General features: G+C 41.9%; 14 protein-coding genes and 1 riboswitch. Of the genes, 9 read left to right on the top strand and 5 right to left on the bottom strand.

Annotated elements, in window-relative coordinates; all coding sequences use genetic code 11:
- Window positions 1-7 precede the first annotated feature (7 nt).
- Together IFO69_RS13265 and IFO69_RS13260 are read right to left on the bottom strand one after the other, a co-directional pair.
- Window positions 8-745 carry a helix-turn-helix domain-containing protein gene (locus tag IFO69_RS13265; RefSeq protein WP_192010604.1) on the bottom strand — a complete coding sequence of 246 codons (738 nt, stop codon included), beginning with the start codon at window positions 743-745 and terminating at the stop codon, window positions 8-10.
- A 200-nt stretch (window positions 746-945) separates the two neighbouring features.
- The gene (locus IFO69_RS13260; RefSeq protein ID WP_192010603.1) at window positions 946-1,596 is read right to left on the bottom strand and encodes an outer membrane beta-barrel protein; all 651 of its coding nucleotides are present in this window, start codon (window positions 1,594-1,596) and stop codon (window positions 946-948) included.
- 234 nt (window positions 1,597-1,830) lie between these two features.
- Between IFO69_RS13260 and IFO69_RS13255 the strand changes: the two genes are divergently transcribed.
- Window positions 1,831-2,217, top strand: a complete 387-nt coding sequence (locus tag IFO69_RS13255; protein ID WP_192010602.1) for a heme-binding domain-containing protein — start codon at window positions 1,831-1,833, stop codon at window positions 2,215-2,217.
- A 384-nt stretch (window positions 2,218-2,601) separates the two neighbouring features.
- Here IFO69_RS13255 and IFO69_RS13250 read toward each other — a convergent pair whose 3' ends face one another.
- Window positions 2,602-3,180, bottom strand: coding sequence for a YdeI/OmpD-associated family protein (locus IFO69_RS13250; RefSeq protein WP_192010601.1), 579 nt, complete (start codon window positions 3,178-3,180; stop codon window positions 2,602-2,604).
- 562 nt (window positions 3,181-3,742) lie between these two features.
- On the opposite strand from IFO69_RS13250, the gene IFO69_RS13245 reads away from it, so the two are divergent.
- The 5 genes from IFO69_RS13245 to IFO69_RS13225 all read left to right on the top strand — a co-directional run bounded on the left by IFO69_RS13245 (window position 3,743) and on the right by IFO69_RS13225 (window position 8,935).
- The gene (locus IFO69_RS13245) at window positions 3,743-4,792 is read left to right on the top strand and encodes a GntR family transcriptional regulator (RefSeq protein WP_192010600.1); all 1,050 of its coding nucleotides are present in this window, start codon (window positions 3,743-3,745) and stop codon (window positions 4,790-4,792) included.
- Window positions 4,793-4,886: 94 nt separating this feature from the next.
- Complete coding sequence (locus tag IFO69_RS13240; RefSeq protein ID WP_192010599.1) at window positions 4,887-6,335, top strand: purine-cytosine permease family protein; 1,449 nt, start codon at window positions 4,887-4,889, stop codon at window positions 6,333-6,335.
- Between the two features lie 11 nt (window positions 6,336-6,346).
- Window positions 6,347-6,526, top strand: coding sequence for a hypothetical protein (locus tag IFO69_RS13235; protein WP_192010598.1), 180 nt, complete (start codon window positions 6,347-6,349; stop codon window positions 6,524-6,526).
- Between the two features lie 96 nt (window positions 6,527-6,622).
- On the top strand, window positions 6,623-7,531 hold the full coding sequence (locus IFO69_RS13230) for an alpha/beta hydrolase (protein WP_192010597.1): 909 nt from the start codon (window positions 6,623-6,625) through the stop codon (window positions 7,529-7,531).
- Window positions 7,532-7,879: 348 nt separating this feature from the next.
- Window positions 7,880-8,935 (top strand): GntR family transcriptional regulator, encoded by a 1,056-nt coding sequence (locus IFO69_RS13225; protein ID WP_192010596.1) that lies wholly within the window; start codon window positions 7,880-7,882, stop codon window positions 8,933-8,935.
- Window positions 8,936-9,077: 142 nt separating this feature from the next.
- Here the strand turns inward: IFO69_RS13225 and IFO69_RS13220 are convergent, their stop codons facing one another.
- On the bottom strand, window positions 9,078-10,379 hold the full coding sequence (locus IFO69_RS13220) for a voltage-gated chloride channel family protein (RefSeq protein WP_192010595.1): 1,302 nt from the start codon (window positions 10,377-10,379) through the stop codon (window positions 9,078-9,080).
- A gap of 33 nt (window positions 10,380-10,412) precedes the next feature.
- Window positions 10,413-10,483: riboswitch (Fluoride riboswitch) on the bottom strand.
- A gap of 59 nt (window positions 10,484-10,542) precedes the next feature.
- Between IFO69_RS13220 and IFO69_RS13215 the strand changes: the two genes are divergently transcribed.
- On the top strand, window positions 10,543-11,439 hold the full coding sequence (locus IFO69_RS13215) for a TIGR01777 family oxidoreductase (protein ID WP_192010594.1): 897 nt from the start codon (window positions 10,543-10,545) through the stop codon (window positions 11,437-11,439).
- Between the two features lie 23 nt (window positions 11,440-11,462).
- On the opposite strand, the gene IFO69_RS13210 is transcribed toward IFO69_RS13215, so the two are convergent.
- Complete coding sequence (locus tag IFO69_RS13210) at window positions 11,463-11,639, bottom strand: PLDc N-terminal domain-containing protein (RefSeq protein WP_192010593.1); 177 nt, start codon at window positions 11,637-11,639, stop codon at window positions 11,463-11,465.
- A gap of 138 nt (window positions 11,640-11,777) precedes the next feature.
- On the opposite strand from IFO69_RS13210, the gene IFO69_RS13205 reads away from it, so the two are divergent.
- Window positions 11,778-14,342, top strand: coding sequence for a M14 metallopeptidase family protein (locus IFO69_RS13205; protein ID WP_192010592.1), 2,565 nt, complete (start codon window positions 11,778-11,780; stop codon window positions 14,340-14,342).
- 196 nt (window positions 14,343-14,538) lie between these two features.
- Window positions 14,539-15,042: a hypothetical protein gene (locus IFO69_RS13200; RefSeq protein WP_192010591.1), complete on the top strand. Its 504-nt coding sequence runs from the start codon at window positions 14,539-14,541 to the stop codon at window positions 15,040-15,042.
- The last annotated feature ends 91 nt before the right edge of the window (window positions 15,043-15,133 follow it).

The following is a 15,133-nucleotide window of genomic DNA, read 5'->3' as shown; positions in this document are numbered from 1 at the left end:
CGACAAATTATAGCTGTGATGGTGCAAGTCCAGTAATACGCTTGATTTCATGGTTGAGATGGGAATGATCATAATATCCGCATTCAAACGCAATATCCAATATACTTCGACGCTCACTTGAAGATTGAATTAGCCTTAAGGCGCTTTGAAACCGGATGATTTTGGAATATTCCTTTGGTGTCAGCCCAACAAACTCTTTAAATATCCTTTCTACCTGTCTTATTGAGATATGGTTTTTCTTGGATAATTCTTCAATGTTTAAACGGCCCTTTGACTGATGTATATCTTGTAACAAAGGATTTATTCTATTGTATTTACAGTTCATTCTTTCAAGCAGGAATCGGTTTAAATAAGCATAATGATTTTCATCATAAAGCTTATCTTTATCAAAAGAAAGGCTTTGGTCAAATAGGACCGTTTGATTTTTCAGGTCATTTAAAGATGCGTAAGAGTAAAAAGATGAAAATGCAGAAGGCTTGAAACAAACGCCGACTAGACGTGTATTCTCATCCACAAAACTTTCTTTGAAAGTTGTCATTGCTCCCACTGCATAGGTTTTTCCATACTCCATAGCAAGCTCACCATTATCAGTTATACAACTATCTCCAAGATTGACCACTAGGCCTGGACATCCATCAGGAAATATTCTTTCCCAAGCACTATCATTTTCTTCGCCCTTTAGCTCCCAAAAAGAATGTACATGATCCTTTAACTGATTACACGGTTTTGTTTCTTGGTACTTCATCTATTTATAATACACAATAATGGTGAATATCCTGGGGATGGTAACCTGTAGTTATTTATCTCAATTTCCTCTTCTTTTGCAAGGAGGACGATTAAATCCCGGCTTTTCAAGGTCATAAGTTCACCTCAATCACCCTACTCCAAATGCAATGAATTCCTCCCCTGATACAAACATGGCTTAAAAAGCCTAAATAATGCCCCCTACCTTAAAGAGTAACTCACCTGCAAAAAGATGCTATTACTTCTTAGATTAAATTCATCGGTCTTGTACAGGTCTGACAGGGCGGTTTGATAGCGATAGCCGATTCCTGCATCGAGCTTCTCTGCCAGTGCATAATATATTCCTGCGCCAAAGAAACCTTCTAAAAAATACCCATTACTTAATTCTTCAAGGTCATTTTTGACTTCAATATTATTTCTAAATCCACCCGTCAATACTGGCCTTAACCTGCCTGTTAAAAGGCTATAATTTATGGACAAGGGAATGGTTAAAAATTGTTGTTTCACCAAGACTACTTCAGGATAAGCAAGTCTGAATTGTGTTAAGCATGAAGCACAGTTATAAGTCCCAGAAAAATCTTTGTTGGAAAAAAGGATCCCTGAAGACAGGCTTAACTTTTTCTGAATATGATATTGACTTGATAAGCCCAAACTGAAATTAAACTGATCAAAATCAACCCCATATCCATTTACATTTCCATCCGTCACCAAATAGTTGTTATGGAAACGCTCCATGGCCAAATCCATCTTATCCACTGAAAACTCAATACCAAAACCCCACTGGCCTTTTTCTTGGGCATAAAGGCCAGTTTGGATCAGGAAAAAGGATAGTAAAAGAAGCTTTTTCATCATAACTAAAATTTGTTTTTACCCAAGACGTTAATTTCTGCTCAACTGCTACAGTAAATAAATGTGGTTTAGAAAAGGATGGCACAACAATTAAATCCGCCAAACATAAACACAAAATCATCACCTCAATTCATTAAAAAGCATTAATACATATAAAAGCGTCAAAATAAATTATCGTACAATTGCACTAATGCATAATATTATCTATTATTCCTTGTACAAACCTTCAACCACCATATGAAAAAGCTATTTTTAATTCCTATGGCCGCCATTATCGGCCTTTTGTTCTTTCAAGGGACCCAAAAATCTGAAACTCCTGACAGCCCAGAACTCCATGCCGTCATGAAGAAAATGCCCAAAAAGGTCAAGGCCATCGTCGATGAAAAATGCTATGGCTGCCACAATGCCAATGCAAAGAGCGAAAAGGCCAAGTCCAAGTTAGACTGGGATGCGCTGGAAGCTACCAAAAAGTCTGAGCAGATAGATGCCAAAGCAAAAATCTATGAAGTGCTCGCAAAAGGGGATATGCCACCCAAAAGATTCTTGGAAAATAAACCTGAAGGGAAATTGTCCGAAGAAGAAATCGCTGCCTTAATGAAATGGAGCGCCGTTAAAAAGAAGTAAGCCTGAGCCATCCATAAATTATTCGGCTCATGCCTCTAATACGGCCCCCATGATGTACGAGGGTCAGCTTGGAGGCATGTGTTTATCAACACCATGATTATTCAATGAGCCGCATTGCAAATGCCCGGATTTAGCAAACCGCGTTGCAAACGCGGTTTAGCGCGGGGTCCGATCCTGATCACTACTATCACTTTTTCACGACTAAGAAGTAAGGGATATGAACGATGTTTTTCTATTACCCATTCTAGTCCTCGTTTGCAACGAGGACTCCTAAATTTAAGCATTTTGGACGCTATAATTCAAATTTCAACCGCGTTGCAAACGCGGTTGAAATGTGGGCGTATCATCAGGAACCATCCTCTCAAATCATAAGCCGCCTCTTCATCACCTAAACTGCTTGGGCCGCTCTTCTTTACTTGCGCTCTCTATCAGTTCACTGATTCTTTTCTCCCTGGTTGCAGGCCTTTTTGCCATGGCTATCCATTGCAGTAGGGACTTTCTGGAAGACTTACTTAAACTTAAGAAATATGTTTTGGCCGCAGGTCTTTGTCCAAAAGCTTCCTCCAAGTCTACTGGTATTTCCAGCTTTTCAGCGCTATCCAACAGGGTCCAGGAACCATTTTGCTTGGCTATTTTGACACTCTCCAAGCCTGATTCGCTCATAAGACCTGATGTAATCAGTTGTTCGATTTTATCTTTGTTTATTTTTGACCAGATACTGTTTGGCTTCCGCTTTCCAAAATACTGGATATACTTTTCCGAATCAATTGGCCGCTTGGTACTGTCAATCCATCCAAAACAAAGTGCCTCATCAACCGTTTCACTCCAAGACAGGTTGGGCTTAGAAGAACCCTTCTTATGAATGATTAACCAAACAGCATCCTTTATCTTATGGTTTTTCTCCAACCATTCCCGCCATGCCTTTTTGTCTGCAGGATCAAAGCTTTCGATTTCGCCGTTCATTTATTTTATCATTTAGATTGCCCCAGCCGTCTGGGAGTTCTGTCCATCTAAATTAACCAATCTGATTCCATTAACTAACCAGGTTCAAAATTTTCATTTCGCCATCCCGAACTTCCCGTTAAACATCGCCTAAACTGATCAATAGAATAGTCCTTTCGGTGAAAAACTTAAAGCCAACCAATACGAAAAGTGTTTAACAGCAAGGTGGTGGCCATAGTAACGGACTAATAAACAAAAGTAAATTCCTATGCGCAATCGATTACACAATAAATTGCTTTTCTGACGTTCTATAAAAAGTTGTTGGATTTTAAAGCGACTACAAAAAATTAACTAGGCTTTATTATCCCATATTATTTCATTAAATTATTTGAGGAGTTCTCCCAAAGAATATTTTACCTAAAACCGTCAATATAGGACTTATAAGAATTAAGACGAGCCATTTAACCAAATTATGCTAACCTAAAAAATGTCCGTCTATATAAAATAATTTTCGGTACTTGCTTAGTATATCAAGTTATAGTTATATTACAATCGATTGCGCAATTAACCTGTAACCCCAAAAATGATCGAAGCTCCAACATCCATCCGAATAGATTCGGAGTCGCGGATTCCGAAATATCAGCAGATCGTGAACTCCATCATTGAGGACATCGAAAAGGGCAACCTCTCCGTAGGAGAGAAAATCCCTTCCATCAATGAAATCAGCGAAGAATATTACCTTTCCCGTGACACGGTAGAAAAGGCGTATAACCTGTTGAAGAAGAAGAAAATCATTGTATCCGTCAAGGGGAAAGGCTATTATGTAGCCCGCAATGTTTCCCAATCCCAGATCAAGGTTTTATTTCTATTGAACAAACTCTCCAATTATAAACTTCGCATTTACAACTCCTTCGTCAACAGTCTTGGGCCGGAAACCCAGGTAGACCTGAACATCTACCATTGCGAACCAAAAAACCTGCTCAACCTGCTGAATGAAAATGCTGGCGCATATGACTATTATGTGGTCATGCCCCATTTCAAAGATGAACAGCTTCATCATAACAATTACAATGATGAGGTCATCCAGTGCCTGAAAAAAATCTCTCCCGATAAGGTCATCATCATGGACAATTACCTGCCCGATTTGGGAGACGAGGTGGCTTCCATCTATCAGGATTTTAAGATGGACATTTATAAAGCACTGAAAGAGGGAATTGCCAGGTTGAAAAAATACGATACACTGATCCTGGTTTATCCTGACAATACAATCTACCCTTATCCCAAAGAGATCAAACAAGGGTTCAAGAAGTTCTGCGTGGAGTTTGACCTCGACTTTGAGATCATCAATACCATCTATCCAGAAATGGAGCTCCATCCCAATGATGCTTATATTGTCATTGAGGAAAATGACCTGGTCAACCTGATGCGTCAAATTCGGGACGAAGAATACGAGCTGGGGGAAGATGTGGGTGTGATCTCCTATAATGATACGCCACTTAAAGAACTATTGGGCATCACGGTGATGTCCACGGACTTCAAGGTCATGGGGGAAACCGCCGCTTACATGATCAAAAAGCGCAAAAAAGAAGTGGTAAAGAACGTCTTCAACTTCATTGACCGGGGATCTATTTAATAGTTTAGCACAGCATTATCCATAACAGTACAGGACAGCATATTTCCTGTACTTTTTTAATTTCACTCGTACCCAAAATACGATTAAAGTCATCATGTCGCAAAAAAACAATCTTGTCAAAAAATTAGAGGCTGTCAATGAATACGAAAGAGAGCCTATCCCTAAAGGCAAACTGAAAAGCTGGAAGAGCTTTGTGGGCACCTATGCCGGAGAGCATACCGCTGGGACTGAATTTGTCTTAGGGCCTTTGTTTGTGGCGCATGGTGCCAGTGCCGTAGACATTGTTACAGGACTTTTGATCGGGAATATCCTTGCAGTATTGAGTTGGGCATTTTTTACTGGAAAAGCGGCCACCAAAACCCGCCTGACCTTATATTACCAATTGGAAAAAATAGCAGGAAGTCGATTTACCATGATTTATAACCTGGTCAATGCGGTAGCCTTCTGCTTTTTGGCTGGCTCCATGATCACAGTGGCGGCCACTGCTGTAGGGATTCCATTTGACATGGCCATGCCTGCTTTGAACGATACCTTGCCCACCAGTTTGGGTTTTGTCCTGACCGTATTTGGGGTTGGGGCCATCACCACGGTTATTGCCATGTTTGGTTTTAACCAAGTGGTGAAGTTTGCCAATATCGCAGCCCCATGGATGATCATGATCTTTATTGCTGCTGCAGTGACAGTATTGCCTCGATTGGGGATTAATTCTATCGGTGATTTCTGGCCGGTAGCCAAAGAGACCATCTGGTCAGGTGTACCATTGGAAGGAAATACCAAATTCACCTTTTGGCATGTCATGTTCTTTGCTTGGTTCTGTAATATGGCCATGCATATCGGAATGGCAGACATGTCCATCCTGAGATATGCTAAAAAATGGACTGCTGGATTTGCGACCTCCACGGGTGTGTTCTTAGGGCATTATGTGGCATGGATCGCTTCAGGTATTCTTTATTCCTTATTTCTTTTGGAATCCGACAACAGCTTGACCTTTGCCCCAGGCCCCATTGCCTATGAGGCTGTCGGGATTGCTGGTGCCATCTGTGTGATCATTGCCGGCTGGACTACAGCTAACCCTACCTTGTACCGGGCAGGACTGGCCATACAGTCTATCAATCCCAAATGGAAGACTTGGAAAGTCACCCTTTTTGTGGGAATGATTACGACTATTGCAGCCTGCTTTCCTGCCTTGATGATGAAGTTATTGGATTTTGTAGCCCTTTATGGATTGGTATTGATGCCATTAGGGGCTGTTGTCTTTATTGACATCTTCCTTTTGCCTAAGATGGGGTTGAGATCTAACTATGCCGAAATCAACAAAAGCAGCTTCAACCCTGCGGTGGGCATCACTTGGCTGGTCACTTTGGTCTTCTGTGTAGGGTTAAACTTCTATGGCGATATCGAAATCTTCTTCTTGGGACTTCCAGGGTGGTTTGTTGCAGTAGTTGTTTACCTTATAAGCAGTAAGCTCGTCCAGAAAAATAGCAAGTCCGCAGTAACACCCGCCCCAGAATCATCATCTCAAAAGACCGTTTCCATTTCCTAAAACAGCCCAAAATGAACAATCTAATTAAGCTCATCTCATTTCTTGCATTGGCCCTGACCATTGTCCCATCTTTTCTGGTATTTTCTGGGGTCATCAATGCTGACCTTTGCAAAACACTTATGTTTATAGGCACAGTGGTATGGTTTATCACTGCCCCTAAATGGATGAACCGAGAAACTGAGGAGGCCTAAACAAAAGCTTCCTCCAGCATTTCCCTGAGCCAAAACCTTTCAATGACTCAAGGAAAATCAGTATATTTTCGGAATTCTTATCAAAAATAAACCCCAATGTTTAAGCTCAAAGCCTTTGTGGCTGCTGCCCTGCTAGCCCTGCCTTTATTTTCTTCAGCCCAACAAGAGACTTTTCCGCTTTATCCCAAAGAAGCACCACATACCAAAATGCTTGTGGATAAGGATCAAATCGGCAATGGTGGCCGTGTCGAAAAGGTGGCCATTCCACAAATAATCATTTATAAACCTCAAAAGGACAACAATAATGGCAAAGCTATCCTGATTTGTCCAGGTGGTGGGTACGGAATCCTGGCCATTCAACATGAAGGTCATCAAATTGCCCGTTGGTACAGTGAAAGAGGTTACACGGCTGGTGTCCTCAAATACCGCCTTCCCCAGGAAGATTTAGTTAATGAATCTTGGAATGTCCCTTTAATGGATGCAGAAGAGGGCATTAGGTTTATGCGCAAAAATGCCGATAAATGGCATTATGATAAAAATAAGGTAGGCATATTGGGCTTTTCTGCCGGAGGACATCTGGCATCATCCGTCTCGGTACATCACCATCCCCCAAAAGGAAAAATCCCAAGCTCCAAACCAGACTTCAGCATCCTGATTTATCCGGTGATCAGCATGGACACCACCATCACCCATCAAGGATCAAGGCACAACCTTCTTGGGGATAAGCTTCATACCGATCTGGAAACCTACTTTTCCAACGAAACCCAAGTTGACGAAAACACACCACCTGCATTCTTGGCCCACGCTTGGGATGACAAAGGTGTGGTGGCCGAAAACTCCATCCGCTACTCAAAAGCCTTGCATGAACACGGCGTGAAAACTGAATTGCACCTGTTTGAAAGGGGTGGTCATGGTTTCGGAGCAGGTAACCCTAAAGATCATGGCAATGCCTCCAAGTGGCTGGAACTAAGTGATGCGTGGATACAGGATTTATTCCAAGAGTAGTTTTACAATGTAAATTTCTTGCCAGTCTTTTATAAATATGGCCGACCACTTTATTTATAAAAAAATGCATTTTAATTGTGTTGTTTAGTCTGGATAATTATATTGCAATACACGAGAGAAATCGATTGAATATTCAATTCCGTACTTCTTTCAATCAAAAAATAATTCTTAGATTAAATGACTGCAATTAGTTTTTGATCTTTAAAGTAGAAGACATTTTGATGTCCATACTGAGAGTTGTTAGCCCTAAGCTCAGTTTACTAATTTCCATTTTGACAGCCTTCTAGGCATGTTAACATTTGGTGTATTTTACAATTAAACCCTTAGTATTAACCAACTCCAAAGATTATGAATTTAGTAGCAAATGGGCTTTTTTTACAAATCGACAGTGAGTCCCGCATCCCAAAGTACCAGCAAATTGTAGATTCCATTATCAAAAACATTGAAAATGGCTATCTTAAAGTAGGAGAAAAACTACCTTCCATTAACGACATCAGTGAGGAATACTACCTCAGCAGAGATACCGTCGTCCGGGCATACAACCTCCTCCGTGAAAAGAAAATTATCACCTCTGTAGTCAGTAAAGGCTTTTATGTCAATAAGGCCATCAACAGTTCCAATAGCCGGATCCTATTTATTCTCAACAAGCTCAGCAATTACAAACTTGAAATCTTCAACACTTTTGTGAACAGCATGGGGTCTGACAACCAAATAGATTTGCGTATTTACCATTGTGATTCGCAGCTGTTGGTGAATATCCTTGAAGAAAATATAGGCGCTTATGATCACTTTGTGGTAATGCCGCATTTCAAGGACAATAAATCACGCCATACCAATCATGATGAAAACGTACTGAAATGCCTGCAACGTTTTCCTAAAGATAAGCTGGTGATTATGGACAACTACCTTCCGGAACTGGGAGAAGACATTGCCTGCATTTATCAAGATTTCAAAATGGATATCTATAATGCCTTGGAAGAGGCAATGGACCAGCTGAAGAAATATAAAAAATTAATTCTGGCTTTTCCTGATAATCCTATCTATCCCTATCCAAAAGAGATCAAGCAGGGCTTCCTAAACTTCTGCAACACCCATAAATTTGATGCGGAAGTATTGGATAAGATTTACCCTGATATGGAATTACAGGAAAAAGATGCCTACATCGTCATCGATGAAAATGACTTGGTCAGCTTGGTGAAGCAAACCCGGGATATGCGCTATGAAATTGGCAAAGACATTGGGGTTGTTTCTTATAATGACACTCCTTTGAAGGAGCTTTTTGACATCACGGTGATCTCCACTGACTTTGAATTGATGGCAGAATCAGCCGCTTATATGATCAAAAAACACAAGCAAGAGGTTGTCCCTAACATCTTCAGTTTTATAGATAGAGGATCTTTGTAAAGTACAACAAGGGAGGCCTAAACCATTGCGGAGTTGTTAGCGTTTTGCAGTCTAGCAAAATAAATACCTAATGACTCCGCTTTTTGGATTGCTTCAATCCAAAATTGCTTTGAAATTGGAGGACAGATCCAGAAAAATCCCATCAGTCCAAATCCCCTAGGTTCTTTCCTTTGCTATGATCCAGTGAAGAATGCTTCGGAGAGCCAATGACTTGGGAACCATAAATTCCCGAATGCCCACTAAACAAATAGGCTACCACACAGGCCAATCCTACATAAACCCCTGAATCGGCACCAAATAGTTCTATTCCCATCAGCGTACAAGAGAGCGGTGTGTTGGTTGCCCCAGAGAAAACCGCTACAAATCCCATCCCGGCCAGCAATGCCATAGGCAACGGAATTACCCCTGACAACATATTGCCCAAGGTCGCTCCAGTATAAAAGAGTGGCGTCACTTCCCCGCCCTTGAACCCTGCGCCCAATGTCAAGGAAGTGAAACCTATTTTGGCCAAAAAATCATACCATGGCAACTCAGCATCAAAGGCCTCCATAATGGTAGGCACGCCCAATCCTATATATTTTGTAGTCCCCACCAAGTAAACCAAAATAGCAACTATCGCACCTCCCACAACAGGTCGTAATGGAGGGTATTGAATCCCCTGCTTGAAGAGCTCCGACCAAATATGGGTTGCCTTGGCAAAGAGCCTTCCTGCCAAACCAAAGCATATTCCCGCAGGAATGATCCAAAGGACATTGGCCAAACTCAAGTCAGGAATAAAAGGAATGTGATAATGGGTATGATGGGCATGCCAAAAGTCCGCGCAAGCGTAGTCCGCCACGTAAGCACCCAAAAAGGCCGGCAGAATAGACTCATAACGAACACGTCCAATCATCAGCCACTCTAAAGCAAAAATGGCCCCGGCCAAAGGTGTCCCAAAGATAGAAGCAAAACCTGCCGCCACTCCCAAGGTGATGACGGTCTTCCGATCAATTGGCTTTAACTTAAACCATTTGGTAAATTGATCTGCTATGGCTCCTCCCATCTGAACAGCCGTCCCCTCTCGTCCCGCAGAGCCTCCAAACAAATGTGTCGCAATGGTACCAAACAACACCAATGGTGCCATCCGAAGGGGAATTGTCCTGAGCGGGTTATAGAACTCCTCCAAAAGCTGGTTATTGCCTTTGACAACAGATTCTCCAAACCGATAGTACACCCAGCCGATCAAAAAACCACCAACAGGCAGTAGGGCAATCAGATAAAGGTGTTCCTCACGAAAATCAGTTGCCCATTGTAATCCAAAAAGGAAAAAAGCGGAAGCTGAACCTATTAGCAGGCCAATAAAGATGGCCAAAACCAACCATTTTAATGTATATAGGAAACTTGGATAAAATTCAGTTTGAACAAAACGCTTGAAATGTATTAATTCACGTGCCCTCTCCAACATAGCTAATACAGTCTATTTTATGGTGATACATAAGTTGAAGCAGGAGTCATCAGCGCTGAAAAAATCAGGGCGGTTAAAGGTGGTACCCCATCACCTCTGGGCAAATATATGCTAATTTTTCTTAACTTAAATTGATCTCAAGAGTTATTGAATAAAAACCACTATGAAAAACATATTGATCACGGGCGGCTCAGGCCTCGTAGGAAAGGAGCTGACCAAAGCCCTTGAAAGTAAAGGATATCAAGTCGCTTGGCTGAGTAGAAAGCCTGCCCACCAATCTCAAAAATCATTCGGATGGGACGTCAAAAAACAAGAAATCGATGCTGAAGCCATCCCTTGGGCCGATGCCATCATCCATCTAGCAGGAGCTGGAGTGGCTGAAAAGCGCTGGACTCCAGAGCGAAAAAAGTTGATTTTGGAAAGTCGTACTTTATCCGCAAAGCTCCTATTTGAGCAGGTGAGAACCCTTGAAAAGAAGCCATCAGTAGTGATATCTGCCAGTGGTTCCAACCTTTATGGCTTGGATAATGGAGAAGTATGGATCAACGAAGAAAGTCCGGCAGGCAGTGACTTCCTCTCCCAGGTGGTGGTAAAATGGGAAAAATCAGTCCAGCAATTTGAATCCTTGGGCATAAGAACGGTTTGCTTACGAACCGGGGTGGTGCTCTCCACAAAAGGAGGAGCGCTCCCTCAGTTATTACAGCCACCGGTGGCCGCCCCATTGGGCTCTGGCCATCAGTATATGAGTTGGATACACTGGAAAGACCTTGTGAACATGTACATCTTTGCCTTGGAAAACACCAACATCACTGGCGGCTATAATGCTGTAGCTCCAAAACCGGTTACGAACAGGGAACTGACGAAACAAGCCGCTAAACACAAGGGTAAAGCTTTTATTAATTTGCCTGTACCTGGCTTTTTATTGAAAATTGTGTTGGGTGAAATGGCCGACATGATCTTGGGAGGAAGTAAAATTTCCTGCGATAAAATCATCAGTGGAGGATACAAGTTTGACTTCACCACTTTAGACCATACCTTAAAGGATTTATTTAAACCGTAAAGAACGAAGTGAAAATCAAAAAATCACAATACGGTTCTTCCCCGGCCAATCAAAAACCATAATAAGGTCCCCAATAGTGGCAGCAAAACCACGATCAACACCCAAATCACCTTGTCTGTGTCCGTATGAAAACTACTTCTTACCACATCTATGATCGTCAAAACATAAATAATGGTTCCAATAGAGCCTAATCCAAGCATATACAATTTTTAAGTGTTCAATGTATAAAAAATGATATCCGATCAGTTTTTTTTACCTTCGAAATGAATTTACTTAATTTTTATGAGAATTATTAAAGAGATTTGAAGAGACAGATAGAACGCACTAAATCAAACCCTATGATCAAAAGAATATTAAGCTTTTGCTTCGTCCTGGTATCATTGACCAGCACTGCCCAAGTGGATGTTGACCTTGAATATTACCTCAAACCTGGCTATTCCTACAATCCTGATATTCCAACACCGGAATCGGTATTGGGTTTTCAAATTGGAGAGTGGCATGTGAGCCATGACCAAATTTACATGTACATGAAGGAGCTGGCCGAAGCTTCAGAACGTGTCAAACTAGAAGTAATCGGCCGAACTTATGAGCAGCGTCCATTGATGATGCTGACCATTAGCCATCCGGACAATCTTGCCAAACTCAATGCGATCAAATTCCAGAGGTCTCAGCTTAGAGACCCCGCAGAGTCCAGAAATGTAGCTATAGAAAATATGCCTGCTGTGGTATATATGGGGTATTCTGTCCATGGAAATGAACCAAGTGGCGTAAATGCTTCCCTATTGGCTGCCTACCATTTTGCCGCTGCCAATGAAGTAGAGGATGACCTCAAAAACATTGTGATCATCATGGAACCGGGCATCAACCCGGATGGCATCAACCGGTTTGCCTCTTGGGTAAACTCCAATAGGAGCATCCATATGAATGGCGATCCGATGAACAGGGAATTGAATGAAGCCTGGCCCCGAGGCAGAACCAACCATTATTGGTTTGACCTGAACCGTGACTGGCTTCCTGTTCAGCACCCTGAATCCAGAAGCAGAATTGCCAAAATCCAGGAATGGAAACCCAACCTAGTCCTTGACTTCCATGAAATGGGTACCAACAGTACTTTCTTCTTCCAACCGGGTATTCCAAGTAGAAACCACCCGTTGACACCAAGAAAGAATTTTGAGCTGACAGAAAAAATTGCTCAGTACCATGCCAAATACTTGGATGAAATAGGTTCTTTGTACTTCACCCAAGAAAATTATGATGACTTTTATTACGGTAAAGGCTCTACTTATCCTGATGTACAAGGCCAAGTAGGTATCCTTTTTGAGCAAGCATCTTCCAGGGGGCATTTGCAAGAAAGTGTCAATGGCCCCTTGAGCTTTGCCTTCACGATCCGTAATCAGTTCACTGCCTCTCTATCCTCATTCGAAGCGGCCGTGGCCATGAGACAAGAGCTAAATAATTACATGAGGGATTTCTATCTGGATGCTAAAAAGGATGCTGATGCCGATATCAACAAGGCCTATATCTTTGGGGTCAATGAAGATATTGGAAGAACTTATCATTTGGCGGATATGATTCTCCAGCATGAAATCAAACTTTATGGTCTAAAAGAAGATATCACAATCAATGGAACAAACTTCAAAGCCAACAAAGCTTTTATTGTCCCGCTAAACCAACCTCAATACCGGCTTATCAAAGGTATGTTCGAAACCAGAACAGAATTTCAGGACAGCCTATTCTATGATGTTTCTGCCTGGACGCTGCCTATGGCTTTCGATATGCAGTTCATGACCCTGAACAGCAAAATCCTTAACCTCGCCAATGTGGAAGAAATCCAAAAAGGATTGAGCAAACCAAAAGGGAAAGTCAATGGAGCCGCTGGTGCCTATGGTTACGCTTTCGAATGGAGTGAATATTATGCCCCGAAAGCCGCATACGAGCTGATGAAAAAAGGTTACAATGTCAGGGTTAGCCATGAGCCTTTTGAGATCAATTCAGAATTAAAGTTTAGCAGGGGGACCATTTTGGTGGATAAAGGAAGAACTAAAGCTTCTAACCAGGAGTTCTTTGAGGACTTGCAAGCCATCGCACAGGAAACGGGCATTACCATTCAAAGCGTGGATACCGGTTACACCAGAGGCATCAATATGGGCTCACCAAGCATTGATGTCCTTGAAATCCCTGAAGTGGCACTTTTAGTGGACAATGGAGTATCCAGTAGTGAGGCAGGCGAAATCTGGCACTTACTGGACCAAAGGTTTGAAATGCCGATTACCTTGCTTCCTACAGAGAACTTTAACTATGCGGACCTAGGAAGGTATAATGTGATCATCTTTCCAAATGGCAGTTATTCCGATATCAGTGCTTCAGGCGTGGAAGCCCTGTCCAACTGGGTGAGAGACGGCGGAACGGTAATCGCCAGAGGAAGGGCTCTCAATTGGCTCAATCAAAATAAGATCGGGAAGTTCACTTTCAAGACCAATACTGAAGAAGATAGCACCCTCCAAAAAAGCTATGCGGACCTTTCTAATGACCAAGGAGCCAAGGTAACCGGTGGTGCCATTTTCAATGTCAAACTTGACCTCACTCACCCATTGGGCTATGGCTACTCCCACCAAGAGCTTTATACCTTCAGAAACAGTAATCAGTTTATGGAACCTTCAGAGAATCCATTTGCCAACCCGCTGGTCTATACCGATAAACCTTTGGCCAGTGGTTATGTCTATCCGTTCAATCTGGAGCAAATGAAAAATACGGCTATGATTCGGGTGTCTGCTCATGGCCGTGGAAAAGTGATTGGCTTTGTAGACAACCCTAACTTCAGGGCCTTTTGGTTTGGCACCAACAAGTTATTCCTCAACGGAATCTTCTTTGGCCAGACTATCAGTGGTAGTTCAGCCAGATAAATAAAACTTGCTCACATACATCAATCCCCGTCACAAGCTTTTGGCGGGGATTTTGTTTTTAAGCAGCCCTTTTAAAGTTCCTCCCTTGCTTAATTTGACCCATTTTAAATAGGATGCTCTCCTAAAAAAGCACAATTTTTCCCTTTTCATTTTGACCAATAAAAGTTAATTTGCGCCATATTTCTAGATTTAGACAATGATCCAAAAATTATTTCCACTAGACAAGAATTACATCCTTAGACAGGCCCAAAGCATTTTGGAGGATGAACTCGTGGAAATCATGGTCAGCGAACTAAAAAAATCTTACACCTTACTTTATAATCCACTGGGTCTAGTGGACAATACCTACCAACAGATTATCCAAACTACCGAATTCCCCAAAGAGAGGATCAAGGTAATCTATGAACAACTTTCGGGCATCTACCGCTTTAAGTTTGGATCCAATCAATTGGAATTTCTATTTGACGGGCGCAGTCACTTGGACAAGTACCAAGAAGACTGGAAAGCACATTTTATTCTTTGGCTGAGAGAACTGGGCATGCATGAATCCTATGTAAAAACCATGCTTCGGATGACGGTGCTTTACGATACCGAAAACAGGGCAGAGTTTGCAGAAAACCGATGCAAAAGCTTCGTCAATGAGTTTTTCCAACTGAAAATCATCAAAAGAAAAGGAGAGCTAAAGCTAAAGATTGCTTAAGGCATAAATTCAGTTTTAGTAAAGGGAAAAGTCGTTTGGAACAGGACTGATTAACCTGATCAGAACAAAGCTGATCGGAATTAAAAATTCC

The sequence above is a fragment of the Echinicola arenosa genome (assembly GCF_014841125.1).
Taxonomy (GTDB): domain Bacteria; phylum Bacteroidota; class Bacteroidia; order Cytophagales; family Cyclobacteriaceae; genus Echinicola; species Echinicola arenosa.
Note: the sequence above shows the minus strand (reverse complement) of the source record. Positions and strands in the feature narration are given on the sequence as shown.

Bases quoted from the DNA above. Each gene is read 5' to 3' on its own strand.
- IFO69_RS13265 (WP_192010604.1), bottom strand. From the start codon at position 745: ATGAAGTACCAAGAAACAAAACCGTGTAATCAGTTAAAGGATCATGTA.
- IFO69_RS13260 (WP_192010603.1), bottom strand. From the start codon at position 1,596: ATGATGAAAAAGCTTCTTTTACTATCCTTTTTCCTGATCCAAACTGGC.
- IFO69_RS13255 (WP_192010602.1), top strand. From the start codon at position 1,831: ATGAAAAAGCTATTTTTAATTCCTATGGCCGCCATTATCGGCCTTTTG.
- IFO69_RS13250 (WP_192010601.1), bottom strand. From the start codon at position 3,180: ATGAACGGCGAAATCGAAAGCTTTGATCCTGCAGACAAAAAGGCATGG.
- IFO69_RS13245 (WP_192010600.1), top strand. From the start codon at position 3,743: ATGATCGAAGCTCCAACATCCATCCGAATAGATTCGGAGTCGCGGATT.
- IFO69_RS13240 (WP_192010599.1), top strand. From the start codon at position 4,887: ATGTCGCAAAAAAACAATCTTGTCAAAAAATTAGAGGCTGTCAATGAA.
- IFO69_RS13235 (WP_192010598.1), top strand. From the start codon at position 6,347: ATGAACAATCTAATTAAGCTCATCTCATTTCTTGCATTGGCCCTGACC.
- IFO69_RS13230 (WP_192010597.1), top strand. From the start codon at position 6,623: ATGTTTAAGCTCAAAGCCTTTGTGGCTGCTGCCCTGCTAGCCCTGCCT.
- IFO69_RS13225 (WP_192010596.1), top strand. From the start codon at position 7,880: ATGAATTTAGTAGCAAATGGGCTTTTTTTACAAATCGACAGTGAGTCC.
- IFO69_RS13220 (WP_192010595.1), bottom strand. From the start codon at position 10,379: ATGTTGGAGAGGGCACGTGAATTAATACATTTCAAGCGTTTTGTTCAA.
- IFO69_RS13215 (WP_192010594.1), top strand. From the start codon at position 10,543: ATGAAAAACATATTGATCACGGGCGGCTCAGGCCTCGTAGGAAAGGAG.
- IFO69_RS13210 (WP_192010593.1), bottom strand. From the start codon at position 11,639: ATGCTTGGATTAGGCTCTATTGGAACCATTATTTATGTTTTGACGATC.
- IFO69_RS13205 (WP_192010592.1), top strand. From the start codon at position 11,778: ATGATCAAAAGAATATTAAGCTTTTGCTTCGTCCTGGTATCATTGACC.
- IFO69_RS13200 (WP_192010591.1), top strand. From the start codon at position 14,539: ATGATCCAAAAATTATTTCCACTAGACAAGAATTACATCCTTAGACAG.